This is a genomic window from Bradyrhizobium sp. SZCCT0153 (genome assembly GCF_018129995.1).
Lineage (GTDB): Bacteria > Pseudomonadota > Alphaproteobacteria > Rhizobiales > Xanthobacteraceae > Bradyrhizobium > Bradyrhizobium japonicum_G.
Window position 1 is genome coordinate 24,775 of record NZ_JAFCKS010000001.1, and the last position, 23,776, is coordinate 48,550.

The 23,776-nt window shown below is 66.1% G+C and carries 24 protein-coding genes; 14 read left to right on the plus strand and 10 right to left on the minus strand.

The features are described 5' to 3' along the window. Positions 1-72: 72 nt before the first annotated feature. From xylB to JQ572_RS00150, 7 genes are all read left to right on the plus strand, one after another. Positions 73-1,527, plus strand: coding sequence for a xylulokinase (gene xylB, locus JQ572_RS00120; RefSeq protein WP_211380974.1), 1,455 nt, complete (start codon positions 73-75; stop codon positions 1,525-1,527). After that, the gene (xylA, locus tag JQ572_RS00125; RefSeq protein ID WP_211380975.1) at positions 1,528-2,850 is read left to right on the plus strand and encodes a xylose isomerase; all 1,323 of its coding nucleotides are present in this window, start codon (positions 1,528-1,530) and stop codon (positions 2,848-2,850) included. Between the two features lie 12 nt (positions 2,851-2,862). Then, a complete protein-coding gene (locus tag JQ572_RS00130) occupies positions 2,863-3,621 on the plus strand; it encodes an ATP-binding cassette domain-containing protein (protein WP_211380976.1) in 759 nt (252 codons plus the stop codon). After that, on the plus strand, positions 3,621-4,703 hold the full coding sequence (locus JQ572_RS00135; protein ID WP_211380977.1) for an ABC transporter permease: 1,083 nt from the start codon (positions 3,621-3,623) through the stop codon (positions 4,701-4,703). Before JQ572_RS00130 ends, JQ572_RS00135 begins: the two co-directional genes overlap by 1 nt. An 88-nt stretch (positions 4,704-4,791) precedes the next feature. Continuing rightward, entirely contained in the window at positions 4,792-5,724 is a 933-nt protein-coding gene (locus tag JQ572_RS00140; RefSeq protein ID WP_211380978.1) for a sugar-binding protein, read from the plus strand. A 105-nt stretch (positions 5,725-5,829) separates the two neighbouring features. Continuing rightward, complete coding sequence (locus JQ572_RS00145; RefSeq protein ID WP_211380979.1) at positions 5,830-6,807, plus strand: aldo/keto reductase; 978 nt, start codon at positions 5,830-5,832, stop codon at positions 6,805-6,807. Between the two features lie 3 nt (positions 6,808-6,810). Further along, positions 6,811-7,659, plus strand: a complete 849-nt coding sequence (locus JQ572_RS00150; RefSeq protein ID WP_211380980.1) for an amidohydrolase family protein — start codon at positions 6,811-6,813, stop codon at positions 7,657-7,659. Here the strand turns inward: JQ572_RS00150 and JQ572_RS35385 are convergent. The 5 genes from JQ572_RS35385 to JQ572_RS00175 all read right to left on the minus strand — a co-directional run bounded on the left by JQ572_RS35385 (position 7,656) and on the right by JQ572_RS00175 (position 11,879). Then, positions 7,656-8,084: a DUF3551 domain-containing protein gene (locus JQ572_RS35385; RefSeq protein ID WP_211380981.1), complete on the minus strand. Its 429-nt coding sequence runs from the start codon at positions 8,082-8,084 to the stop codon at positions 7,656-7,658. The genes JQ572_RS00150 and JQ572_RS35385 overlap by 4 nt on opposite strands. Positions 8,085-8,260: 176 nt before the next feature. Beyond that, positions 8,261-8,626 carry a nuclear transport factor 2 family protein gene (locus tag JQ572_RS00160; protein ID WP_211380982.1) on the minus strand — a complete coding sequence of 122 codons (366 nt, stop codon included), beginning with the start codon at positions 8,624-8,626 and terminating at the stop codon, positions 8,261-8,263. Positions 8,627-8,780: 154 nt separating this feature from the next. After that, entirely contained in the window at positions 8,781-9,131 is a 351-nt protein-coding gene (locus JQ572_RS00165; protein WP_211380983.1) for a RidA family protein, read from the minus strand. 168 nt (positions 9,132-9,299) lie between these two features. After that, positions 9,300-10,217, minus strand: a complete 918-nt coding sequence (locus tag JQ572_RS00170) for a CE1 family esterase (protein ID WP_211380984.1) — start codon at positions 10,215-10,217, stop codon at positions 9,300-9,302. A 3-nt stretch (positions 10,218-10,220) separates the two neighbouring features. Further along, entirely contained in the window at positions 10,221-11,879 is a 1,659-nt protein-coding gene (locus JQ572_RS00175; protein WP_211380985.1) for an FAD-binding dehydrogenase, read from the minus strand. Positions 11,880-12,144: 265 nt separating this feature from the next. On the opposite strand from JQ572_RS00175, the gene JQ572_RS00180 reads away from it, so the two are divergent. From JQ572_RS00180 to JQ572_RS00200, 5 genes are all read left to right on the plus strand, one after another. Next, positions 12,145-12,666: a hypothetical protein gene (locus JQ572_RS00180; RefSeq protein ID WP_211380986.1), complete on the plus strand. Its 522-nt coding sequence runs from the start codon at positions 12,145-12,147 to the stop codon at positions 12,664-12,666. A gap of 110 nt (positions 12,667-12,776) precedes the next feature. Then, on the plus strand, positions 12,777-12,971 hold the full coding sequence (locus JQ572_RS00185) for a hypothetical protein (RefSeq protein WP_211380987.1): 195 nt from the start codon (positions 12,777-12,779) through the stop codon (positions 12,969-12,971). A gap of 24 nt (positions 12,972-12,995) precedes the next feature. Further along, complete coding sequence (locus JQ572_RS00190; RefSeq protein ID WP_211380988.1) at positions 12,996-13,586, plus strand: SCO family protein; 591 nt, start codon at positions 12,996-12,998, stop codon at positions 13,584-13,586. Between the two features lie 91 nt (positions 13,587-13,677). Beyond that, positions 13,678-14,613 carry a transporter substrate-binding domain-containing protein gene (locus tag JQ572_RS00195; protein ID WP_211380989.1) on the plus strand — a complete coding sequence of 312 codons (936 nt, stop codon included), beginning with the start codon at positions 13,678-13,680 and terminating at the stop codon, positions 14,611-14,613. Between the two features lie 195 nt (positions 14,614-14,808). Next, on the plus strand, positions 14,809-16,449 hold the full coding sequence (locus JQ572_RS00200) for a lysine--tRNA ligase (RefSeq protein ID WP_211380990.1): 1,641 nt from the start codon (positions 14,809-14,811) through the stop codon (positions 16,447-16,449). A gap of 14 nt (positions 16,450-16,463) precedes the next feature. Here the strand turns inward: JQ572_RS00200 and JQ572_RS00205 are convergent, their stop codons facing one another. Further along, a complete protein-coding gene (locus JQ572_RS00205; protein WP_211380991.1) occupies positions 16,464-17,117 on the minus strand; it encodes a S24 family peptidase in 654 nt (217 codons plus the stop codon). Between the two features lie 230 nt (positions 17,118-17,347). Here JQ572_RS00205 and JQ572_RS00210 point away from each other — a divergent pair, with 230 nt between their 5' ends. Beyond that, positions 17,348-17,692: a DUF952 domain-containing protein gene (locus JQ572_RS00210; protein ID WP_211380992.1), complete on the plus strand. Its 345-nt coding sequence runs from the start codon at positions 17,348-17,350 to the stop codon at positions 17,690-17,692. Continuing rightward, positions 17,689-18,786 (plus strand): quinone-dependent dihydroorotate dehydrogenase, encoded by a 1,098-nt coding sequence (locus JQ572_RS00215; protein WP_211380993.1) that lies wholly within the window; start codon positions 17,689-17,691, stop codon positions 18,784-18,786. Before JQ572_RS00210 ends, JQ572_RS00215 begins: the two co-directional genes overlap by 4 nt. 15 nt (positions 18,787-18,801) lie before the next feature. Here JQ572_RS00215 and JQ572_RS00220 read toward each other — a convergent pair whose 3' ends face one another. From JQ572_RS00220 to JQ572_RS00235, 4 genes are all read right to left on the minus strand, one after another. After that, positions 18,802-20,127, minus strand: a complete 1,326-nt coding sequence (locus tag JQ572_RS00220) for an MATE family efflux transporter (protein WP_211380994.1) — start codon at positions 20,125-20,127, stop codon at positions 18,802-18,804. An 82-nt stretch (positions 20,128-20,209) separates the two neighbouring features. Continuing rightward, positions 20,210-20,515 carry a DUF6460 domain-containing protein gene (locus tag JQ572_RS00225; protein WP_211380995.1) on the minus strand — a complete coding sequence of 102 codons (306 nt, stop codon included), beginning with the start codon at positions 20,513-20,515 and terminating at the stop codon, positions 20,210-20,212. A gap of 257 nt (positions 20,516-20,772) precedes the next feature. Continuing rightward, positions 20,773-22,638, minus strand: coding sequence for a cisplatin damage response ATP-dependent DNA ligase (locus tag JQ572_RS00230; protein WP_211380996.1), 1,866 nt, complete (start codon positions 22,636-22,638; stop codon positions 20,773-20,775). Continuing rightward, positions 22,635-23,672 carry a ligase-associated DNA damage response exonuclease gene (locus JQ572_RS00235; RefSeq protein ID WP_211382364.1) on the minus strand — a complete coding sequence of 346 codons (1,038 nt, stop codon included), beginning with the start codon at positions 23,670-23,672 and terminating at the stop codon, positions 22,635-22,637. Before JQ572_RS00235 ends, JQ572_RS00230 begins: the two co-directional genes overlap by 4 nt. Positions 23,673-23,776 lie beyond the last annotated feature (104 nt).

Here is a 23,776-nt window from a genome sequence, read left to right on the forward strand (position 1 = left end):
TTTGAACGGCAGTTTGCGGGAAAAGGCGACGAAAGTTCGCAACCCTGCGACAGGGATGAAAGGGAGGACGGCGTGTATCTCGGAATCGACATCGGCACGTCCGGTGTGAAAGCGGTGCTCGTGAGTGATGCCGGCGCGGTTCTCGCGACGGCGGTGCGCGAGCTTGCGCTGTCGCATCCCGCGCCGCTGTGGTCCGAGCAGGATCCCGATGCCTGGGTCGATGCGGCGGTCGGCGCCGTCGACGATCTCGCCGGCCGCCATCCGCGCGAGGTCGCGCAGGTGCGAGGCATCGGGCTATCGGGCCAGATGCACGGCGCGACGCTGCTCGACGAGGATGGACGGCCGCTGCGCCCTGCGATTCTTTGGAACGATGGCCGCTCGCACGCCGAATGCGTCGAGCTGGAGCGTCGCTGCCCGTCGCTGCACACGATCGCCGGCAATCTGGCAATGCCGGGTTTCACCGCGCCAAAGCTGCTCTGGGTCGCGCGGCACGAGCCGCAGATCTTCGAGCGCGTGGCAAAGGTGCTGCTGCCGAAGGCCTATGTCCGCTATCGCCTCACCGGCGAAATGGTCGAGGATATGTCCGACGCCGCAGGCACGCTGTGGCTCGATGGCGGTCTGCGCCGCTGGTCGGCCCTGCTGCTGCATGCCACCGGGCTCGATCTCCACCACATGCCGCGCCTCGTCGAAGGCAGCGGGGTCAGCGCGATGCTCGCCCCGGAATTCGCGCAGCGCTGGGGCATGGCGAAAGATGTCGTGATTGCCGGCGGCGCCGGCGATAACGCCGCGAGCGCGATCGGCCTCGGCGCGATCACACCGGGCGATGCGTTTCTGTCTCTGGGAACCTCAGGTGTGCTGTTCCGCGTCACCGATCGGTTTGCACCGGCCCCGGCTTCCGCCGTGCATGCGTTCTGCCACGCGCTGCCCGGCCTCTGGCACCAGATGGGCGTGATGCTGTCGGCCGCAGCCTCGCTGGCATGGCTCGCCGGCGTGATGGAGACGCCGGCGGCCGCGCTGCTGGCGCCGCTCGGCGAGCGCGTCGACGGACCGAGCCCGGTCAGATTCCTGCCCTATCTCGACGGCGAGCGGACGCCGCACAACGACGCCGCCGCCAGCGGCGCCTTCGCCGGTTTGCGCGGTGCGACCGGGCGCGGACAGATCGTTCAGGCCGTGCTCGAAGGCGTCGCCTTTGCTGCGCGCGACAATCTGGCGGCGCTGAGTGCGGCGAGCGGGCCGGTCGCGGAGGTTGATCTGGTCGGCGGCGGCTCGCGCTCGCCGCTGTGGGCGCAGATCTGCGCCGACGTGCTCGGCATCCCCGTCCACCGCGTCGAGGAAGGCGAGGTCGGGGCCGCGCTCGGCGCCGCACGGCTCGGCCGCATCGCTGCGACTGGCGAAGACCCGGCACAGGTTTGTGTTCGTCCGCGGCGGCTCGCGAGTTTCGCGCCACGGGCATCCGTCACTTCCGCCTACGACGATGCCTATCGCCGCTGGCGCGATCTCTATCCCGCGTTGAAGGAGCCGATTTAAGTGAACGCGCCAGCAAAATTCTTCGATGCAAGCCAACCTGTCGCCTTTTCCGGCAAGGATGCCGCGAGCCCGCTCGCCTTCCGCTGGTACGACAAGGACCGCCTCGTCCATGGCCGCAGGCTCGAGGATCATTTGCGTTTCGCAGTCTGCTATTGGCATTCGCTGTGCTGGCCGGGCGGCGATCCCTTCGGCGGCGAGACCTTTTTGCGGCCCTGGCATCACGGCACCGATGCGATGGCGCAGGCGCGCGCCAAGGCCGATGTCGCCTTCGAGCTGTTCCGCCTGCTGGATGTGCCCTTCTTCACCTTCCACGACGTCGACGCGGCGCCTGAAGGCAATTCGCTCGCCGAATCCGTTGCGAACCTCAATGCGGTCGCCGATCTGTTCGAACAGAAGATGGCCTCGGCAAAAGTCCGCCTGCTCTGGGGCACCGCCAACCTGTTCACGCACCGCCGCTACATGGCGGGCGCCGCGACCAACCCGGACCCCGAGATCTTCACCTACGCCGCCGGCCAGGTCCGCGCCGCGCTGGAGGTGACGCACCGGCTCGGCGGCCAGAACTACGTGCTTTGGGGCGGGCGCGAGGGCTACGAGACGCTGCTCAACACCGATCTCAAGCGCGAGCTCGACCAGCTCGGCCGCTTCGTGTCGCTCGTCGTCGAGCACAAGCACAAGATCGGCTTCAAGGGCCCGATCCTGATCGAGCCGAAGCCGAAGGAGCCGACCAAGCATCAATATGATTTCGACGTCGCCACCTGTTACGGCTTCCTCGCGCGCTACGACCTGCTCAAGGACGTCAAGCTCAACATCGAGCAGAACCACGCCATCCTCGCCGGCCACTCCTTCCATCACGAGGTCGCGCTCGCCGAGGCGCTCGGTGTCTTCGGCTCGCTCGACGTCAATCGCGGTGACGACCTGCTGGGCTGGGACACCGACCAGTTCGCGATGAACGTGCCCGAGCTCGCTTTGGTGTTCCACGAGATCCTGAACCGCGGCGGCTTCACCTCGGGCGGACTGAATTTCGACGCCAAAATCCGCCGCCAGTCGATCGACCCCGACGATCTGATCCATGCCCATGTTGGCTCGATGGATGCCTGCGCGCGCGCCTTCCTCGCCGCCGCGGACATGCTCGATGCCGGCGTGCTCACCGCACCGCTCACCGAGCGTTATGGCGGATGGGCCGGCAGCGAGGGCCGCGCCATTCTCGGCGGCCAGCGCTCGCTCGCCGATCTTGCCGATCGCGCGCTCGGCCCGGGCTTCGACCCGCAGCCGCGCTCGGGCCGGCAGGAATATCTGGAATCCCTGGTCAACCGCTACGTCTGAGGAAGGCCGCTGATGACACATGCTGAAGCGACACCGGTGCTCGAGCTGACCGGCATCGGCAAGGAGTTCGGCGCAATCCGCGCGCTGCACGAAGTCGACTTGAAGGTCCTTCCCGGCGAGGTCGTCGGCCTGATGGGCGACAACGGCGCGGGCAAGTCGACGCTGGTCAAGATCATCGCCGGCAATTTCCGTCCCAGCCATGGTGAGATCCGCTTCGCCGGCAGCGCGGTCCATTTCAATCGCCCGGTCGATGCACGCGCCGTCGGCATCGAGGTCGTCTACCAGGACCTCGCGCTCGCCGACAATCTGACGGCGGCGGCCAACGTCTTCCTCGGCCGCGAGCTGAAGCGCAAATTCGGCCCGCTCGCGGTGCTCGACCACAAGGCCATGGCGGCGCGCGCGCTGGAGCTGTTCGGCGAATTGCGCTCGGAAACGCGGCCCGACGATCTCGTCAAGCAGATGTCGGGCGGCCAGCGCCAGGCGGTCGCGATCGCGCGAACGCGGCTCTCCAACGCGCGGCTGGTGATGATGGACGAGCCGACGGCCGCGATCTCGGTGCGCCAGGTCGAGCAGGTGCTCGGCCTGATCCACCGGCTGAAGGAGCAGGGCGTCGCCGTGATGCTGATCTCGCACCGCATGCCCGACGTGTTCGCGGTGTGCGACCGCGTCATCGTCATGCGCCGGGGCGAGAAGCGGGCCGACAAGCCGATCCAGCAGACGTCGCCCGAGGAAGTCACTGCCCTGATCACCGGCGCGAAGGAGGCGGCGTGATGGTCATGCCCTTGGAATCCCCGATCAGCTTCACCAATGTCGGCCGGATCAGATGGTGGCAGCGCGGCATCTTCGCGTCCCAGACCGGCTATGTCCTGCTCGCGCTGGCGATCCTGCTGGTGGTCATGCATTTCGCCAGTCCCTACTTCTTCACCGAAGGCAACATGCAGAACGTGGCGAAGAACTTCTCCTTCATCGCCATCGCCACCCTCGGCGTCACCTTCGTGATCATCACCGGCGGCATCGATCTGTCGGTCGGCTCGATGATGTGCTTCTCGGCCATGATCACCTCGATGGTGATGACCGAGCTGTCGGCGCCCGGCTCGCCCGCAGGCTCGCTGTTCGTGCACATGGCGGCCGACGGCAAGACCGTGCTCGCCAACGTGCCGGGCCTGATCCTGCTGATCTCGCTTCTTGCGGGGCTCGGCGTTGCGCTGATCGCCGGCCTCGTCAACGGCTTCTGTATCGCCGTGCTGGGCCTGTCGCCCTTCGTCACCACGCTCGGCATGCTCTCGATCGTGCGCGGGCTCGGCTATGTCGTCTCGAACGGGCGCGGCAGCTTTCCGGGTGGGCCGGATGCCGACTACTTCTATGCGCTCACCTCGGGCGACGTGCTCGGCGTGCCCGTGCCTTTCATCTACCTGGTGGTCCTCGCACTGGTGATGGCCGTGGTCCTGCACCACAGCGCGTTCGGCCGCCACGTCTTCGCGCTCGGCGGCAACGAGAAGGCGGCCGAACTGACCGGCATCCCGGTCGTCCGGGTGAAGATCGAGGTCTATGTGATCTGCGCGCTCGCCGCGGGCCTCCAGGGCATCATCATCTCCGGCTGGCTCGGATCGGCGCCGGCCAACATGGCGACGTCCTACGAGCTCAACGTGATCGCGGCGGCTGTCATCGGTGGTGCCAATCTCGCCGGCGGCATCGGCGGCCCGTTGGGGGCGATCGTCGGCTGCGTGCTGCTCGAAGTGATCCGCAACGGCCTCGTGCTGGCACAGGTCAGCTCCTACTGGCAGCAGACGCTGGTGGGCGTGATCATCATACTGGCCGTGCTGGTCGACCGCATCCGCTCGCGGATGGTCTGAAGTGACGTCTTCGGGAGGGCAAAAGAACCGTCTATCCGCCTCCCGGACGATTTTTCAATGGATAGGCATAGGACGTATGGAGGAGACAATGAGGAAATTTCTACTTGCCGGCATCGCCGTCGCGATGATGGCGACGCCGGCGTTTGCCGCGAACTACCGTTTCGTGATCGTGCCCAAGGCGATGAACAATCCGTTCTTCGACTTTGCGCGCGACGGCTGTCTGAAGCGTGCCAAGGAGCTCGGCAACATCGAGTGCATCTACAAGGGACCGGTGGAACATGAGCCGGCGACGCAGGCTCAGATCATCCAGGATTTCGTCACCCAGAAGGTCGACGGCCTTGCGATCTCGGTCGCCGACGTCGCGGCCATGACCAAGTCGATCGAGGCGGCAGCCGCTGCCGGCATCCCCGTCATCACCTTCGATGCCGACGCGCCGGGCTCCAAGCGCACCGCCTATATCGGCACCAACAACAAGGAGTTCGGTGTCGCGCTCGGCAAGCAATTGCTGAAGCTTCGGCCCGACGGCGGTAAATACGCCATGGTCTCGGGCGGTCCCGGCGCCAAGAACCTCGCCGAGCGCGTCGATGGCGTCCGCGAGGCGCTGAAAGGCTCGAAATGGACCGAGGTCGCGGGCTCGCCGACTTTCTGCAACGACGATCCGGCGCTGGCGGTGCAGCAGATGACGGATATGCGCACCGCAACGCCCGACCTTGCCGCGATCGTTCCCATCGGCGGCTGGCCGATGTTCGCGCCGGAGGGCTTCAAGGCTTTCGCCAGCAGATACAAGAAGGACATCGACTCCGGCAAGTTCACGCTCGTCGTCGCCGATACGCTGAAGATGCAGCTCGAATTGCTGCGCGACGGCTATGCCAATGCGCTGGTCGGCCAGCGTCCGTTCGAGATGGGCGAGAAGGCGATGGACACGCTGCTCGCCATGAAGAAGGGCGAGAAGGTGCCGGAGATCGTCTACACCGGCCTCGATCTCGTGACCAAGGACAACGTCGCGCAGATGTTGAAGTAGGAGCGCTGCCAGCCCCGCGCTCCTGCCATCTCTCCCGCTTGCGGATTTCGCAAGCGGGAGAGATGATCTTGGCTATTGAGACAGGACTGTTGGAAGGCAATGGGAATGAAAAGGTCGCGGCTCGGCTCTCTCGACGTCACCTCGCTCGGCCTCGGTTCCGCCCCGCTCGGCGGATTGTTCACGCCCGTCAGCGATGCCGATGCAGAGGCGACGGTCGCGCGCGCCTGGGCGCTCGGAATCCGCTTCTACGACACCGCGCCGCTCTATGGCTTTGGCCTTGCCGAGCGGCGGCTGGGCGCTTTCCTGCGGCAGCAGCCGCGTGACTCCTATGCCATCTCGACCAAGGTCGGTCGCCTGTTGCGCGCGCCTGATGGCGATGCCGCCGAGGACGAGCACTACAAGGGCGCCGGGCGCGAGCGGCCGGTGTTCGACTTCAGCTATGACGGGGTGATGCGCTCGGTCGAGGAAAGCCTTGTCCGGCTTGGGCTCGACCGTGTCGATGTTCTCCTGGTGCATGATCCGGATGATCACTATGACGATGCGGTGGCGGGAGCCTTCCGCGCGTTGAAACGCCTGCGCGACGACGGCACGGTCAAGGCGATCGGCGCCGGCATGAACCAGTCGGAGATGCCGGTGCGGTTTGCGCAAGCCGCACCGGTCGATTGCTTCCTGCTCGCCGGGCGCTACACGCTGCTCGACCAGGGCGCGCTGGATGCGCTGTTTCCTGTTTGCCAGGGCGGGAACATCGGCATCCTGCTCGGCGGGATCTACAACAGCGGCATCCTGGCCAATCCGCGAACGTCCGCGAAGTTCAACTACCAGGATGCCGATGCGGCGCTCGTCGCCCGTGCGCTCGCGCTCGACGAACTCTGCCGCAAGCACGGTACCGAGCTGAAGGCTGCCGCGCTCCAGTTCTGCATGGCCCATCCGGCGGTCACGATCGCTGTGATGGGCGCGCGCAACGCCGGGGAGGTTTCCGACAACATCGCAATGTCCGAGCTGGCGGTGCCGCCGGCATTCTGGCAGGAGTTGCGCGCGCGGAACCTCGTCGACGCGCGAGCCCCGTTGCCGGGCGGAGCGTAAGCCATGATCATCGACGCTCACCAGCATTTCTGGGATCCCGCGCGCGCCGACTATCCCTGGATGGACGCGCCTGAACTCGCGCCGATCCGCCGTGCCTTCGGCCCCGCCGATCTGGCGCCGCTGTTGAAAGCGAACGGCATCGACGCGAGCATCGTGGTGCAGTGCCGCTCGGCACGCGAGGAGACCGTGGAATTTTTGCAGATCGCGCATGCGACGCCTTCCGTCGTCGGCGTCGTTGGCTGGGTCGATTTGACCGACGGCGCGGTTGGCGACACGCTCGATCGGCTGCGCGCCGCGCCGGGCGGCGACAAGCTCGTCGGCATCCGCCATCAGGTCCACGACGAGGCCGATCCCGACTGGCTGCTGCGCGCGGAGGTCCGGCGTGGCCTTGCCGCAATATTCGCCCGCGATCTTGCTTACGACTTCCTCGTCCGCGCCCGCGAGCTGCCCGCCGCGATTGCGACGGCGCAAGCCTTTCCGCACGCGCGCTTCGTGCTCGACCACGCCGCCAAACCGCCGATCGCCGACGGGGGCAGCGCCGACTGGTCCGACCGCATCGCGGCGCTTGCAGCGTGCGGCAATGTCTGGTGCAAGGTCTCGGGGCTGGCGACGGAAGCTGTTTGGAACGATTGGGATGCGGAGCGGCTGTTTCCGTTCGTCGCGCATGCCGCGACATGTTTTGGCGAGGACCGCCTGATCTTCGGCTCCGACTGGCCGGTGTGCCTGCTCGCGGGGAGCTATGGCGCGATCAAGGGTGCGCTGGAGGCATGCCTGACGAAGCTCGGCCAGCAGCTCCGCGACAAGGCCTTTGGCGTGAATGCGGGGCGTGCCTATCGATTGGCGGAAAGCTAAAGGTTCTGTCTCATGCTTTGGATGAATTTTTCTTTTTCGCCGGGCGCGTAACCCTGGGACGCTCCATAATACGGTTCGAATTGATTGTACGGTGCGGCCCGGTAGTGGGTCGGCCGAGGTGGCGCGTACGATCGGGTCCCGGCGTGCGAGGGCGGTCTCGATTTGATTTGGCCGGAATAGCGCCGATTGTCCCGTTTTACCGGCGCCTTCGCAGCAGCGTAATACGGGTTGACGACGCACGCCTGACCGTTGGCCGACGCCCTGCATTGGTCCATCGTGGTGTAGCTGCATCGATAGTAGGGAGTGGCTCCGAACGAGACCACGTGCAAGCAAACGGGAAAAGCCGGATCATATGTCTGAGCCTGGACGTGCCCTGCTGCCAAAGCGGTGCCCATGGTCAAAATCGTCAAAGCCAATGTGCGCATTGGACTTTCCTCCAGGCCGGCACAACACCGGTGCACTCAGACCGGAGGCAGTGTTGATCCAGGTCAACGTCAGCGGGACACGTCCATGCGCGTGCAGTGAGGGGCCGCGCCAGTCTCGTCGAGAAGCCGTCGCGGTTTACCCTCCCAAGGGAGGGTAAACCGCGGTCCAGCGACCCTCACGCCCCCGCGGGCACCTGGTCCAAAAAGCCGGTGATGCTCCTGATGCGGCCGTCCTTCAGCACGGCGAAATCAGTCCCTTTGATCGGGCTGTCGACACCGTCAGGGCCGAGACCCCAGCTGAAGCGCACATTGTCGCCGTAGCCGTTCGGCTCGCCGATCAGCTTGAACCTGAAATCGGGAAAGCGCTGCTGCACGCCGGCGATCAGCGCCTCGATGCCATCAGGGCCGTCGCCCTTCATCAGCGGATCGACATAGCTCGCGTCCGCCGTCCAGTTCTCGCTGAGCAGTTCGCGCCGGCGACCGGCGGCGCGCTCGTTCCAGAGCTCGATGTAGCGGTGGGCAATGGTGATGGGATCGGTCATGGTGCTCTCCTTCGATGGCGCCGTATTCGGCTGACCGCCACTATCAAAGGTTCGCGCGCGCAGATCGATTACCTCGGAGATCATGCGTCGGGAAAAAACTGAAGCGCGATGATGCTCTCATCGCGCTTCAGTCGCATGCGAAGTTCGCGCGAATTTATTTCGCCGCGGTGACCATGATCTCGACGGTGTATTGCGCGGCCGCCAGCTTGGCTTCCACGGTGGCGCGGGCCGGGGTGTTGCCGGGCGAGACCCAGGCGTCCCACACCGCGTTCATCTCACCGAAGGTCTTCATGTCGGTGATGTAGATCGTGGCCGAGAGCAGCTTCGACTTGTCGGTACCGGCCTTGGCGAGATGGCCGTCGATCGTCGCCAGGATGTCCTGGGTCTGCTTCGTCACGCTTTCGCCGGCGGCGTTGCTGGCGACGACACCGGCGAGATAGACGGTGTTGCCGTGTACGACGGCCTGGCTCATGCGCGGGCCGGTTTCGAAACGCTGAATGCTCATTGGGGATCTCCTGGTGGAATGGCGGCCCTGTCTAGCCCAGCGTCCCGCGCTCTGCCACCCCCGGTACGCATGCGTTGCCGGGCACGCATGCGTTGCCGGGCACGCATGCGTTGCCGGGCACGCATGCGTTGCCGGGCACGCATGCGTTGCCACCGGTGCATGCGCGCCTTACGGAAACTGACTGAAGAACGTCCAGATCGTCTCGGCGCCGTCGATGTCGCCGTTCTGCTGCCCGAGCAGGCCGGTTGCGACCTTTGGGAAGCGGGCATCCGAAGAAAACCCGGGCATGCGGTGACCGCCTTTATTGATGCGATAAAGCACGACGTCGTGCCCTGTGGGACAGCGCGAGGTGATCCGCGTGACCGTGGACTGGTCTGCGGGCGCCCTGTCGGGCAAATCAGTCATTTCGCCGTCGTCGGTCTCGCAGCCGTTGAGCTTGCGCCAGAACGCCAGCGTCTCCTCGGTGGACCAGAACCCGTCCGCGGCAAAATAGCTCGATCCGCGTCCGCCTTCGTAGGGCACCAGCGGGTCGGCCGTGCTGTTCATCAGCAGCATCGGCAGCGGCCGCGACGGATGGCAGGTGATTGCGGCCTCATCGGTGAGATTCATGATCACGCTCGCGCCCGCCGCAAACAGGTCGGCGCGCGCGCAAACCAGCGTCATCGCCATCGCGCCGCCATTGGAGATGCCGGCGACATAGACGCGCTTTGGGTCGGCCGTGCCGTTCGCGACCAGCTTCTCGACCAGCCTTGCGATGAAGGCGACATCGTCGGTGCCCGGCGGCGGACCGCGCAGCGCGGGCCCCGCCCTGGTCCTCGCATCGGCCCAGGCATGGTTGAGCCCGTCCGGGAAGACCACGGCAAAACCTTCACGCTTGGCGACCTGCGGCCACGCCGTCCGCGCGGCCATGTCGGCGCCGCGCTGGGTCTTGCCATGCAGCACCACCACGAGCGGCACGAGCCGCTTCGCCGGCAGCTGCGCGGTGTAGGACCGCTTTACGCCGTCGATGTCGATCGTATCGGCGGATGCAGCCGAGACGGCGGCCGATGCCGCAAGACACGCTGCGATGCGCATCCACCGCCGCATGATCTATCCCACCGCCCTGGCCGCGGCACGGCCGGCATTGCGGCCCGAGAACAGGCAGCCGCCGAGAAAGGTGCCTTCCAGCGAGCGATAGCCGTGCACGCCGCCGCCGCCGAAACCGGCGGCTTCGCCCACCGCGTAGAGCCCGGGAATGACGCTGCCCTCCGCGCCGAACACGCGCGAAGAGAGGTCGGTCTCGAAGCCGCCCAGCGTCTTGCGGGTGAGGATGTTGAGCTTGACCGCGATCAGCGGCCCGTGCGCCGGGTCGAGGATACGGTGCGGGGAGGCGGTGCGGATCAGCTTGTCGCCGATGTAGCGCCGCGCATTGTGGATGTTCATCACCTGCGCATCCTTGACGTAGGGATTGGCAATCTCGCGGTCGCGCGCCTCGATCTGCATCTTGATGTGCTCGGGCTTGAGCAGGTCGCTGCCGGCAAGCTTGTTCATGGCGGCAACGAGATCCTCGATCTTGTCGCGCACGATGAAGTCGACACCATGGCTTTTGAAGGCCTCCACCGGCGCCGGCGCGCCCTTGTTGGTGGCGCGCTTGATCGTCATGCGCCAGCTCTTGCCGGTCAGGTCAGGGTTCTGCTCCGAGCCCGACAGCGCGAATTCCTTCTTGATGATGCTCTGGGTCAGGATGAACCAGGAATAATCATACCCGGTGGACATGATGTACTGGAGCTGGCCAAGCGTGTCGGAGCCGGGGAAGAGCGGCGCCGGCAACCGCGTGCCTGTTGCGTCGAACCACATCGAGGAAGGGCCGGGCAGGATGCGGATACCGTGTCGCGGCCAGATCGGTGACCAGTTCTGGATGCCCTCGACGTAATGCCACATGCGGTCGCGGTTGATCAGCCGCGCGCCGGTCTTTTCCGTGATGCCGATCATGCGGCCGTCGACATGCTCGGGCACGCCGGAGATCATGAATTTCGGCGGCGTGCCGAGCCGCTTCGGCCAGTTCTGCCGCACCAGCTCGTGATTGCCGCCGATGCCGCCGGACGCCACGATCACGGCCTGCGCCTTCAGCGCGAACTCTCCGACGACATTGCGCGACGAACTCTTGCCGCGCTCGATCGTGTCGGGCGCGAGAACGGCGCCGCTGATGCCGTCGACCGTGCCGTTGGTGATGGAGAGCGCATCGACACGATGGCGGAACCTGAAGCTGAGCCGACCGCTTCTGACGGCCTCGCGCGCGCGGCGCTCGAACGGCTCGACGATCCCCGGCCCGGTGCCCCAGGTGACGTGGAAGCGCGGCACCGAATTGCCGTGGCCCATTGCGTCATAACCGCCGCGCTCGGCCCAGCCGACGACGGGGAAGATGCGATGGCCCATCGCGCGCAGCCAGTTGCGCTTCTCGCCCGCCGCGAACGCCACATAGGCCTCGGCCCATTGGCGCGGCCAGAAATCCTCGTCGCGGTCGAAGCCGGCCGTGCCGATCCAGTCCTGCATGGCGAGCTCGAAGGAGTCCTTGATGCCAAGCCGGCGCTGCTCCGGCGAATTGACCAGGAACAATCCGCCGAACGACCAGAATGCCTGGCCGCCGAGCGACTGCTCGCCTTCCTGGTCGACCACGATCACGCGCTTGCCCGCGTCCGCGATCTCGGTGGCGGCCACGAGGCCCGACAGGCCTGCGCCGACAACGATGACGTCCGTCTCGTCAGCCATGTGCTTCCCCCTCCATCGGTTCCCCCCTGTAGTTGCCCGGATTGAAGCCAGCGGTTGCAACTGAGATCAAGGGCGCGGCGCGCAAGACATCGTTAACTTGTTCCACTTTGGGATAGAGACCGGCCGAGTGCAGCGCGGACGCAACACTGGATTTGAATTTGGTTTGAGTAAGCCGGCCTGCCTAGACAAAACCTCGGTTACGACGGACGCTAGCAGCGCATCACCACCTGACACGCAGATTCGAATTCGACTGGGGCGGGGGACAATGAAGTTTCTGACGGGGTTGCTCGCGGCGGTTCTCCTGATCGCGGGCATGGGGGCTTCTCACGCGGTGGTTCGGATCGCGGATGACCGCGGCGGCCGGATCGGAACCTACGTCGACAAATACCAGGACCTGCGGCAATCGGGCGAAACCGTCATCATCGACGGCCTTTGCGCCTCCGCCTGCACCATCGTCCTTGGCGCCATCCCGCATGACCGCATCTGCGTGACCTCGAGCGCGACGCTCGGCTTCCACGCTGCCTGGGATTTCGGCGCCAATGGCCGCGCCGTCACCAATTCCGAAGCAACCCAGATGCTCTATGCGATGTACCCCTCGCAGGTGAGGCGCTGGATCAACCAGCGCGGTGGCCTGACACCACACATGCTCTTCCTGAAGGGCAAGCAGCTCCAGGCCATGTACAAGCCCTGCTACATGGACGCACAGGCCTCGGCGATCAAGCCAACGCGCCGGTCTCTCCCGCAATCCGAGCGGATCGAGTCCGCTCGGGGCCAGCTCCTGCACTGACATCATCAGCATGACGGGATCGTTTTAGCCCGCAAGCGGCGCCTTGCCCGCAGGCGGGCTAAAGCTTATCTGAAAACCTGGGAACCGGGGTTTTCGTCCCGGTCATTGTCATGGCTCAACCAGTGCACCCGGCCCACCCGCTACAGGACAATTCGCCCACTGCCGGCCGGATGCCGTCCGTGCTGCTATTGGCAGGTGCAGGGATCGGCGGGCTGGTCGTGCTCGGCGCGCTCGCGCTCTGGTTCCACTACGGCAGCCAGGTGTTCTTCGAAATGATCAGGACCGGCTTCGCTGCCTGCTTCTGACTCCCGACAGGAAGTTTTCCGCTCATGAGCTCCGCCGCCCGTCCGCTGGTGATCGCGACCGCCTTCGCCGCAAGCCTCGTCGTCGGGCTCCTGATCATGTTCTGGGCCATGGGCGGGGTCGGCAAGGTGGCGCAGCCGGCGGCAATCGGCGGCCCGTTCCAGCTGACCGACCAGAACGGAAAGGCCGTCACCGACAAGAGCCTGAAGGGCAAGCCGACCCTGATCTTCTTCGGCTACACCCATTGCCCCGACGTCTGCCCGACCTCGCTGTTCGAGATCTCGGAAGTGCTGCGCGCGATGGGCAAGGACGCCGACAAGGTCAACGCCATCTTCATCTCGGTCGACCCCGAGCGCGACACGCCGGCGACGATGAAGGACTATCTGTCGAGCTTCGACCCGCATCTCGAGGGTCTCAGCGGCGATCCCGCCGAGACCGCCAAGGTGATCACCTCCTACCGGGTCTACGCCAAGAAGGTCCCGACCAAGGACGGCGACTACACCATGGACCACACCGCGCTGATCTATCTGATGGACCGCGACGGCCGCTTCGTCTCGCCGTTCAACCTGAAGCGGACGCCGGAAGAGGCCGCGGTCGAGCTGAAGCGGTATCTCTAGGCGTCCGATCAACTGCAATCGGCGCTCGCGTTCCCGGCCCGATGGTCTATAAGGCCCTCCGATCCCAACGAAATTCGTTCATTTCTGGCCGATGGCTCCATCGCAACAGGCGAAATCGTCGAAATCTGCCGGTGGCTTGCTGACGGCGCTGGCCGTCGGCGTGTGCCTGTTCGCCGGCCTGCCGGGCGCCGAGGCCCAGGCTCCGGCCAAAAAACCTCCTGCGGCGCCCCAGGCCACCCCGCAGGTCACGCCCCAGGCCGCCCCCCAGGCAGTGCCCGGCTTCTGGGACCCGCGACGGCGGCCGGAGCGGCCGGACCTGTCGCGCCTGACCGTGATCCGCTTCCTGACCGAGACCGACTATCCGCCTTTCAACTACACCGGGGCCGACGGCAATCCGGCCGGTTTCAACGTCGATCTCGCCCGCGCGCTGTGCGAGGAGATCAAGGTCACCTGCACGGTGCAGATGCGCCGCTTCGAGACGTTGGTGGACGCGCTCGCCTCCAACCGGGGCGACGCCATCATCGCCTCGATGGCGGTGAGCCCGCAGCTGCGCGCCCGCGTCGACTTCACCGATCCCTACTACCGCGTGCCCGCGCGCTTCGCCTCGCGCAAGGACGCGGTGATGCCGGAGATCCGCCCGGAATATCTCGAGGGCAAGAAGGTCGGCGTCATCGCCGGCTCCGCGCATGAAGCCTATCTCAAGGCGATGTTCACAGACGCCGAGCTGCACTCCTATCCCAGCGACGACGCGCTCCGCACCGCGCTTCGCAAGGGCGAGGTGGATTTCATCTTCGCCGACGCCATCTCGCTCGCGTTCTGGATCAACGGCACGGATTCCGGCGATTGCTGCGCCTTCTCCGGCGGCCCCTTCGTCGAGAGCCGCTTCTTCGGCGAGGGCATCGGCATCGCCGTGCGCAAGGGCAACGACGTGCTGCGCCAGGCCCTGAACTGGGCCCTGTTCCGGGTCTGGGAAAAAGGCCGCTACACCGATCTGTGGCTGCGGTATTTTTCGGTGAGCCCGTTTTAGCTGCATCGCCGCTCTTGGTTCCTCATCCTGAGGAGCTTGCGCAGCAAGCGTCTCGAAGGATGAAGGCCCCGCTGGTGGCCTCGCCCTTCGAGACGCGCGCGAAATGCGCGCTCCTCAGGGCGAGGGTCTGACACCCGCCCGCAAAATTGCATTCTGCCCGGAAATCGCTATTTTCCGCGGCCCGGAGGCCCCTTGATGTCCGTTATTGATCTTGCTGCGAATCCGAGCGACCTGCGTGCGCTCGCCGAACAATCCAACGCCTGGCCGTTCGAGCAGGCGAAGGCCATTGTCGCGCGGCTGAAGAAAAGTCCGAAGGACGAGGTGCTGTTCGAGACCGGCTACGGCCCATCCGGCCTGCCGCATATCGGCACCTTCGGCGAGGTCGCACGCACCTCGATGGTGCGGCATGCCTTCCGCGTTCTGACCGAGGACAAGATCAGGACGCGCCTGCTGGCCTTCTCCGACGACATGGACGGCCTGCGCAAGGTGCCGGACAACGTGTCGAACAAGGCGCCGCTGGAAGCCAATCTCGGCAAGCCGCTGACGCGCGTGCCCGATCCGTTCGGCACGCATGACAGTTTCGGCGCGCACAACAATGCGCGCTTGCGCGCGTTTCTGGATCATTTCGGCTTCGACTACGAATTCGCGAGCTCGACCGACTATTATACGTCCGGCCGTTTCGACGCGACGCTGCTCAAGATGCTCGCTGCCTACGACAAGGTGATGGCGATCATCATGCCGACGCTCGGACCCGACCGCCGCGCGACCTATTCGCCCTTCCTGCCGATCAGCAAGACCACCGGAGTCGTGCTGCAAGTGCCGATGATCCGCCGCGACGTCGCGGCCGGCACGGTGACTTACGTCGATCCCGACACGAACGTGGAAGTCGAGACGCCGGTCACCGGCGGAAATGTAAAATGCCAGTGGAAGGCCGACTGGGCGATGCGCTGGGTCGCGCTCGGCGTCGACTACGAGATGGCCGGCAAGGACCTGATCGATTCGGTGAAGCTCTCCGGTGCCATCGCCAGGGCGCTCGGCGCCACCCCGCCGGAAGGTTTCAATTACGAGCTCTTCCTCGACGACAAGGGCCAGAAGATATCGAAGTCGAAGGGCAACGGCCTCACCATCGACGAATGGCTGCGCTACGCCTCGCCGGAATCGCTGTCGCTGTTCATGTATCGCGAGCCGAAGGCGGCCAAGCGGCTGTATTTCGATGTCATCCCGCGTAACGTCGACGACTACCAGCAGTTCATCGACGGCTTCGCCAAGCAGGACGCCAAGCAGCAGCTCGGCAATCCGGTCTGGCATGTCCATAGCGGCCATCCGCCGAAGGGCGACATGCCCGTCACGTTCCAGCTCCTCCTGACGCTGGTGTCGTCGTCGAACGCCGAGAATGCCGAGACGCTGTGGGGCTTCATCGGCCGCTATCGTCCCGGCGTGAGCCCGCAGACGCATCCCAAGCTCGACGCGATGGTCGGCTACGCCATCAACTATTATCGCGACTTCGTGGCTCCGACGAAGCAGTTCCGCGAACCGACCGAGACCGAGCGCGCGGCGCTGCAGGATCTGCGCGATGCGCTGTCGCAACTCACGCCGGACGCCTCGGCCGAGGACATCCAGAACGTCGTCTACGAGATCGGCCGCCGCGAGCCATTTCTCGACCAGGTCAAGAAGGGCAAGGACGGCCGCCCCGGCGTCACGCTCGACTGGTTCAACATGCTCTACCAGGTGCTGCTCGGCCAGGAGAAGGGCCCGCGCTTCGGCTCCTTCGTCGCGGTGTATGGTGTGCAGAACGCGGTCAACATGATCGACGGGGCGCTGGCGCGGAGCGCGTGAGGGGCGTGCAGCCCTCACTGGCTCGCCCACACGATCCTTGCGATCCACGCCAGCTCGCCCACCGTCATCGTCCGCTCCGCCTGCGCCGCGTTGAGCGGCCGCAGGTCCAGCGCCTTCGCCGTGCGGCGCTTCAGCGTGGCGATCGTCACCTCGCCCGCTTTGGTCTTCACCACCACGCGGTCCCCTTTCCGGACCGGTGTGCCGGGTGAGACCAGCAGGACATCGCCGTCGCGATAGGCCGGCTGCAGCGCATCGCCGGAAATCTGAAGCGCGAAGCTGTGGCTGTTCTCGGCGGCGGGAAACGCAAACTCGCTCCAGCTCTTGCCGATGGGAAAGCCGGATTCGTCGAAGGCGCCGCTCGCGCCGGCCAGCGCGAGGCCGAGCAGCGGCACCGAGCGGCCGTCGCCCGAATCGTCGCCGACCAGCCTGGCGAAGGTGTCGATCGACGAATCTGCCGCCGCCAGCGCTTTCGCGATCGATTCGGTGGAGGGCCAGCGCTCGCGGCCGTCGGAGGTGACCCGCTTGGACTTGTTGAAGGTGGTGGGGTCGAGCCCGGCGCGTTTGGCAAGGCCCGACGGCGACAGGCCGGCGCGCGCCGCCAGCCGATCCAGTGCGACCCAGATCTGGTCGTGGGTCAGCATCCTCTGCGCTTTGGCCTGCCTGACCATGGAAGGTCTCCAGCCCGTCGCATCTCAGGAAAACTGTCCTCAAATCAATCGGTTTTCCGTTTTTCGCGCAAGAGGCGACAGCCAAGGCTTGAGTTCGGAAGGGGCCGCCTCTACGGTCGCGCCCGGGTTTTCAGACCTGCAAGAGACGAAAAACCCCAAGAGACTCAATGAGCTGACTCGATGAGCTGGCTCAACGAGCCGACTCAACGGCAAACAGGGCTGCGCAAGCGGTGGTCAAGATCTACAAAATCTGTCCGGCCTCGGCCTGGCGCGAGGCGGAACGGCAAGGCGTGTACCGGGGCAGCGCGGACGACGCGCGCGACGGGTTCATCCATTTCTCGACCGCGGCCCAGGTTCCCGAGACCTTGCGCAAGCATTATTTCGGGCAGCGCGCGCTGTTCCTGGTCGAGGTCGACGGCGATGCGCTCGGCGGTGAGCTGCGCTGGGAGCGCTCGCGCAACGAGCAGCTGTTTCCGCATCTTTATGGCGAGCTCGATTTCGGTGCCGTGCTCTCGGTGATGAACCTCAACATGCGCTCCGATGGCGGCCATGATGTCCCGGAGCTGGCCCCGTGATCCGCGCCTTCGACGCTCTCTCGCTGCCGGTGCTGCGCTGGCTCGATCCGGAAGATGCGCATCGCCTCGCGATCCAGGGCCTGCGCTTCCTGCCGCCGGTCAAGCCGCGTGCTGACGATGCTAAGCTCGCGGTGCGCGCCTTCGGGCTCAACTTCCCCAATCCGATCGGCATGGCCGCCGGCTTCGACAAGAGCGCCGAGGTGCCGGACGCGCTGCTGCGGCTCGGCTTCGGCTTCGTCGAGATCGGCTCGGTGACGCCGAAGCCGCAAAGCGGCAATCCGCGGCCGCGGCTGTTCCGGCTCGAGCGCGACGAGGCCGTGATCAACCGCATGGGGTTCAACAATGACGGCGCGGACGTTGCGTTGCGCCGGCTCGCCGCGCGCGCGCAGCACGGGGGCATCGTCGGCGTCAATGTCGGTGCCAACAAGGATTCGCCGGATCGCGTTGGCGATTACGTCAAGCTGATCGAGACCTTCGCGCCGGTGGCGAGCTATTTCACCGTCAACGTCTCCTCGCCGAACACGCCGGGCCTGCGCAATCTGCAGGAAGGCGCGCTGCTCGACGATCTCCTCGCCAGGGTGATCGACGCGCGCGAGCGGGTGCGTCAGAAGGCCGGCGACACGCCGGTGCTGCTCAAGATCGCGCCCGACCTTAGCCTCGCCCAGCTCGACGACGTCGTGCAGGTCGCGCGCTCGCGCCGCGTCGACGGCATGATCGTGTCGAACACCACGATCGCGCGGCCGAGCACGTTGCGCGAGGAGATGCGCGCCAAGGAGCAGGGCGGTCTGTCCGGCCGGCCGCTGTTCCGTCTGTCGACGCGGATGGTCGCGGAGACCTATGTGCGCGTCGAGGGCGCGTTCCCGCTGATCGGCGTCGGCGGCGTGGATTCCGGCGGCGCCGCGCTGACGAAGATCCGTGCCGGTGCGAGCCTGATCCAGCTCTATTCGTCGCTGGTCTACAAGGGCCTCGGCCTCGTCGACGAGATCAAGCGCGACCTCACCTCGACGCTGCTTCGCACCGGGAGGGATTCGCTGTCCGAGATCGTCGGCGCCGACGCGGCGACGCTCACGGCGGAAGACTGGCCGGGGATGTAGGCCAAGGCATCCGGGCTACGATTTCGGAAACGTCTTCCTGTACTGCGCCGGATAGCGCGCGGCCTGCAAACCGCCACGCGAGACATAGGAGGCGATCAGCGCCCACCACAGTCCGGCATTGCCGAACGATTGCAGCGCCCACCAGGTGCCGAGGAAGATCGCGAGCGAGGCCAGCATCAGATTGCGCATCTCGCGCGCCCAGGTCGCGCCGATATAGATGCCGTCGAAGCCGAAGGCGAACACGCCAGGAATGGGCGCGAGCACGACGAACGGCAGGAATTCGCGCGCGCTGCGGCGAACGGCGTCGCTGGCGGTCATGAAATCGATCAGGCGCGGTCCGAACAGGGCGAACAGCACGGAGACGACCAGTGCAAAGCCCAGCCCCCACAGCAGCACCAGCCGGGTCGAGTCCGCAAACCCTTTGGCGTCGCGCGCGCCGAAGGTGCGGCCGCAGAGCTGCTGCGCGGCGTTGGCGAGACCGTCGAGGAAGAAAGCGCTGACCAGGAGGAAATTGTTGAGCACGGAGTTCGCGGCCAGCGTGACGTCGCCGGCCCGCGCGCCCTTGGCGGTGAAGAACAGGAACACGGCGATAAGCGCCGCGGTGCGGATCAGGATGTCGGAATTCACCGCCAGCAGGCGCATCAGCTTGTCGCGGTCGAACAGGGCTGCATATGGCACCGCGAATCCGTCATCCGCATAGCGGCGGCACACGATCACGCCGAGCCCGAATCCGGCCGCTTCGGACAGCAGCGCTGCGATCGCTGCGCCCGCGATGCCGGTGTCGTAGACCAGAACAAGCAGGATCGTCGCCGCCATGTTGACGAGGTTGATGACGACCTGGAGCGCGAGCGCCGGATTGGCCCGGGCCTGGCCGACCAGCCAGCCGAGGATGACGTAGTTGGCGAGCGCCAGCGGCGCCGACCAGATCCGGATCACGAAGTAGGTTTTCGCCGCGCCCGTGACGCCTTCGCTGCCGCCCATCAGGTCGAACAGCGCGGCGGCCAGCGGCAATTGCAGCACGATCAGCGCTGCGCCGATCAAGCCGGCGACGATGAAGCCGCGCACGAGGATCGCGGTCAGCTCGCGCGTCTCGCCGGCGCCGAGCGCCTGCGCCGTGAAGGCGAGCGTGCTCATGCGCAGGAAGCCGAACAGCCAGAACAGGCAGTCGAAGATGACGGAGGCCATCGCGACGCCGCCGAGCAGCGCGGGATCGTCCAGCCGGCCGATCGCCGTGGTCGAGACCACGCCGATCAGCGGCGTGGTGAGGTTCGCCACCATCGCCGGACCGGCGATGGCGAACACCTGGCGGGAGCCGACTTTGGGATGAACGGGCGCGTGCATCAGTTGCGTCTACCCGACCAATCGCCTGATTGCACCATCGCGGACGACATGAGGTGCCTGCGCAGGCCGCGCGCGAAAGGCTCTATCGCCCGCGCGGCGCGCCGAAGACGCGCATCAGCAGCCAGATCGGGATCACGATCACCGCGCCGAGCAGGAAATAGCGCCACACCCAGTTCACGGTATCGAAGCCGAGATCCCAGAGACGCTGGAACAGCAGGCGAATGCTGTAGATGATGTTCCAGGGATCGAAGCCGATCGCCGCCAGCACGACGCCGACCAGGATCGAGAGCAGCACCAGGCGAAACGCGACCGCCAGCGGCGAACCGCCGAGAAAGCGGTTCAGCCCATCGCTGCGGCCGGCCGGCACATCTCTGACGTCTTGGGCCATCGCGAAAAACTCCTTGGCGGATTCGACCCGATTATAGGGCACGGCGGGGCAGATGGGGAACCCGCATTCACCCGTCAATCAGCTTACCGCGTTTTAATTTGGACAGCACATGCGGCGGGCTCGCTGCAACCTCTCCCGCTTGCGGGAGAGGTTGCGCCGAAGGCGCGGGTGTGAGGGTTCTCTCCTCTTGGGGAATCCCAATGCGGAGATACCCTCTCCCCGACCCTCTCCCGCAAGCGGGAGAGGGTGCGCTCCTGTCACGCTCCAACCTCCGCCGCCTCCGCCTTCAGCATCTTTTCCAGCGTTTCCAGCCGGTCGGCCTCGCGCGGCGGCTTGTCCCAGCGCAGGCGGCTGATGCGGGGGAAGCGCATCGCGACGCCGGATTTGTGCCGCGGCGAGCGCTGCAGGCCCTCGAAGGCGACCTCCAGCACCAGCCCCTTGTCCGGCTCGTGCACGACATGGCGCACGGGGCCGAATTTTTCCGTGGTGTTGCGACGGACGAAGCGGTCGATCTGGAGCAGCTCCTCGTCGGTGAAGCCGAAATAGGCTTTTCCGACCGGCACCAGCTCATCGCCCGTCCAGACGCCAAATGTATAGTCGGAATAGTAGGACGAGCGCTTGCCGTGGCCGCGCTGGGCATACATCAGCACGGCGTCGATGATGTGCGGATCGCGCTTCCACTTCCACCACTGTCCCTTCGGCCGCCCCGGGAGATAAGGCGCATCGCGCCGCTTCAGCATCACGCCTTCGACGGCGTCCGCGTCTTCGCCGGCGCCCGCGCTGGCGGGATCGGCCCGTGCGGCGGTGAGTGCGTCCCAGCTCGCGAAGGGGACGGTCGGCGACAGATCGATGCGGGAATCGTCGATCTTCCCGATGAACGTTTCCAATCGCTCGCGCCGCTCCGCAAAGGGCAGCTCGCGCAGATCATTCTCGTCGTCGCCGAGCAGATCATAGGCGCGCAGGTGAATCGGAAACTCCTTGATCAGCTTCGGCGAGACGACCTTGCGGTTGAGCCGCTGTTGCAGGACGTTGAAACTCTGCACACGGCCCTCGCGCAGGATCAGAAGCTCGCCGTCGATCGCGCCGGGTGAGCGCAGCGACGGCACGAGGTCCGGAAAGCTGCCCGTGATGTCCTCGCCGGTGCGCGAATAGAGCCGTGCCGTGATGTGGCCGCGCTCGTCGCGGCCCGCCACCGCCTGCACGCGGATGCCATCCCATTTCCATTCGGCGATGTAGTCGGCCGGATCGAGCGCGGCGAAATCATTGTCCTCGATCGCATGCGCGAGCATGACGGGACGGAACGGGGCGGGATCGCGATTGACCGGCTTGTCGCCGCGGCCCTCCAGCCAGGCGAACAGGTCGAGATAGGGGGGGCTGAGACCCGGCCAGATCAGCTCGACGTCATGCGGATCCTTGTCGCCGAGCGCGGCCGCTGCGGTCTTCGCCAGGCGTGCGGAGATGCCGATGCGCAGAGCACCGGTGACGAGCTTCAGCAGCGCCCAGCGGCCGGTCTCATCCAGCTCGTCGAGCCAGCGTTCAAGCTGCTTCGGCAGCTCGGTCTTGCCGAGCGTGCGGAGCGTGGTGACGACTTCGCTGAGGGTTGGGGGAGGCGGGTTGTTGTGCTTGCTCGGGTGGAGCGCATCGCTGGCATCTCGCCCGCGGCACCCCCCTCCCTGACCCTCCCCAGCAAGGGGGGCGGGAACGGTGAGAGAGGTGCGTCGACCACTCGCTGAATCACTGTCAGTCGTGGTGCTCGCCGGTGGCCGCGCGCTCCGCTGCGCTCTCTCCCCCCTTGCGGGGGAGGGCGGGAGAGAGGGGTGGCCCGGAAAAGACTCACCATGACCAAGCAACCGCCTCGGCCACATCAGCGCCACCGTCTCCGAGAGGTCGCCGACATAATCGTAAGACAGCCCGAACAGCACCGGATCGGTGCGCGACGCGATCAGGTCGCGGATCAGCGCCGGCTTGGCGTGCTTGAAGCTGAGTGCGCCGGTCAGCGCGGCCAGCGCGTAGCCGCGATCGGGGTCGCCGACCTCGCGGAAATAGCCGGTGATCAGCCGCAGCTTGTTGTTGCGGCCGGGCTCGTAGGCGAGGCGGTCCAGCAGTTCGGCGAAGCGGTTCATGCCTCGGCCTCGTCAACGATCGGCGCCTCGCTCTCCTCCTCGTCGCCATAGCCGACGAGATCGAGCGGCTGCGCCCGCAAACCCTTGCTTTGGCACCAATGCACCAGCGCGTCTTCCTGGCCGTGGGTGACCCAGATCTCACCGGCCCCGGTTGCCGCGATGGTCGCGGTGAGGCCGTCCCAGTCGGCGTGATCGGAGACCACCAGCGGCAGCTCGATGCCACGCTGCCGCGCGCGGGCGCGCACGCGCATCCACCCCGATGCGAACGCGGTGACCGGATCGGGAAAGCGCCGCGTCCAGAGATCGGAGGTGGCCGAGGGCGGCGCCAGCGTGATGGTGCCGGCCAGCGCCGCTTTCTTCACGCCCTTCACCGGCCTGAGGTCGCCGAGCTCGATGCCGCGGCTCTGGTAGTAATGCGTGATCTTCTCCATCGCGCCATGCAGATAGATCGGCGCGTCGTAGCCGGCCTGCCGCAGCAGCGCGATCACCCGCTGCGCCTTGCCGAGCGAATAGGCGCCGACGAGATGCGCGCGCTCCGGAAACAGCGCGACCGACGCGAGCAGCTTCTTGACCTCCTCGGCCGCATCGCCGTGCCGGAACACCGGCAGGCCGAACGTCGCCTCGGTGATGAAGACGTCGCAGCGCACCAGCTCGAAAGGCGCGCAGGTCGGGTCGGGCGCGTCCTTGTAGTCGCCGGAAGCGACGATGCAGGTGTCTCTACAGGTCACCGCGACCTGCGCCGAGCCGAGCACGTGGCCGGCGGGGTGAAACTTCACGCTGACGTCGCCGAGCCGGATCTCCTCGCCATAGCGGATTGCTTGCGTCGATCCGGCAAAATTCTCGCCATAGCGCAGCCGCATCATGTCGAGCGTTTCCTGCGTCGCCAGCACCGCGCCGTGGCCGGCGCGGGCATGGTCGGAATGGCCGTGGGTGATCACGGCCCGCTCGACCGGGCGGACGGGGTCGATATGGAAGCCGCCGGGCTTGCAGCACAGGCCGGCAGCAACTGGCAGCAGGATGTCTTGCGGACGCATCCGCGTCATATAGGGAGTGCCGGTCACAAAATTCACCCGTCATGCGCGGGCTTGACCCGCGCATCCATCCTCTTAAAGAGTTCCTTTTTTGATGGATTGCTGGG

Bases quoted from the DNA above. Each gene is read 5' to 3' on its own strand.
- JQ572_RS00165 (WP_211380983.1), bottom strand. From the start codon at position 9,131: ATGAGCATTCAGCGTTTCGAAACCGGCCCGCGCATGAGCCAGGCCGTC.
- JQ572_RS00205 (WP_211380991.1), bottom strand. From the start codon at position 17,117: ATGGTCAGGCAGGCCAAAGCGCAGAGGATGCTGACCCACGACCAGATC.
- JQ572_RS00160 (WP_211380982.1), bottom strand. From the start codon at position 8,626: ATGACCGATCCCATCACCATTGCCCACCGCTACATCGAGCTCTGGAAC.
- JQ572_RS00230 (WP_211380996.1), bottom strand. From the start codon at position 22,638: ATGAACCGCTTCGCCGAACTGCTGGACCGCCTCGCCTACGAGCCCGGC.
- JQ572_RS00175 (WP_211380985.1), bottom strand. From the start codon at position 11,879: ATGGCTGACGAGACGGACGTCATCGTTGTCGGCGCAGGCCTGTCGGGC.
- JQ572_RS35385 (WP_211380981.1), bottom strand. From the start codon at position 8,084: ATGCGCACATTGGCTTTGACGATTTTGACCATGGGCACCGCTTTGGCA.
- JQ572_RS00130 (WP_211380976.1), top strand. From the start codon at position 2,863: ATGACACATGCTGAAGCGACACCGGTGCTCGAGCTGACCGGCATCGGC.
- JQ572_RS00220 (WP_211380994.1), bottom strand. From the start codon at position 20,127: ATGCACGCGCCCGTTCATCCCAAAGTCGGCTCCCGCCAGGTGTTCGCC.
- JQ572_RS00195 (WP_211380989.1), top strand. From the start codon at position 13,678: ATGGCTCCATCGCAACAGGCGAAATCGTCGAAATCTGCCGGTGGCTTG.
- JQ572_RS00185 (WP_211380987.1), top strand. From the start codon at position 12,777: ATGGCTCAACCAGTGCACCCGGCCCACCCGCTACAGGACAATTCGCCC.
- JQ572_RS00200 (WP_211380990.1), top strand. From the start codon at position 14,809: ATGTCCGTTATTGATCTTGCTGCGAATCCGAGCGACCTGCGTGCGCTC.
- JQ572_RS00145 (WP_211380979.1), top strand. From the start codon at position 5,830: ATGAAAAGGTCGCGGCTCGGCTCTCTCGACGTCACCTCGCTCGGCCTC.
- JQ572_RS00180 (WP_211380986.1), top strand. From the start codon at position 12,145: ATGAAGTTTCTGACGGGGTTGCTCGCGGCGGTTCTCCTGATCGCGGGC.
- JQ572_RS00170 (WP_211380984.1), bottom strand. From the start codon at position 10,217: ATGCGGCGGTGGATGCGCATCGCAGCGTGTCTTGCGGCATCGGCCGCC.
- JQ572_RS00150 (WP_211380980.1), top strand. From the start codon at position 6,811: ATGATCATCGACGCTCACCAGCATTTCTGGGATCCCGCGCGCGCCGAC.
- JQ572_RS00235 (WP_211382364.1), bottom strand. From the start codon at position 23,672: ATGCGTCCGCAAGACATCCTGCTGCCAGTTGCTGCCGGCCTGTGCTGC.
- JQ572_RS00135 (WP_211380977.1), top strand. From the start codon at position 3,621: ATGGTCATGCCCTTGGAATCCCCGATCAGCTTCACCAATGTCGGCCGG.
- JQ572_RS00140 (WP_211380978.1), top strand. From the start codon at position 4,792: ATGAGGAAATTTCTACTTGCCGGCATCGCCGTCGCGATGATGGCGACG.
- JQ572_RS00225 (WP_211380995.1), bottom strand. From the start codon at position 20,515: ATGGCCCAAGACGTCAGAGATGTGCCGGCCGGCCGCAGCGATGGGCTG.
- JQ572_RS00190 (WP_211380988.1), top strand. From the start codon at position 12,996: ATGAGCTCCGCCGCCCGTCCGCTGGTGATCGCGACCGCCTTCGCCGCA.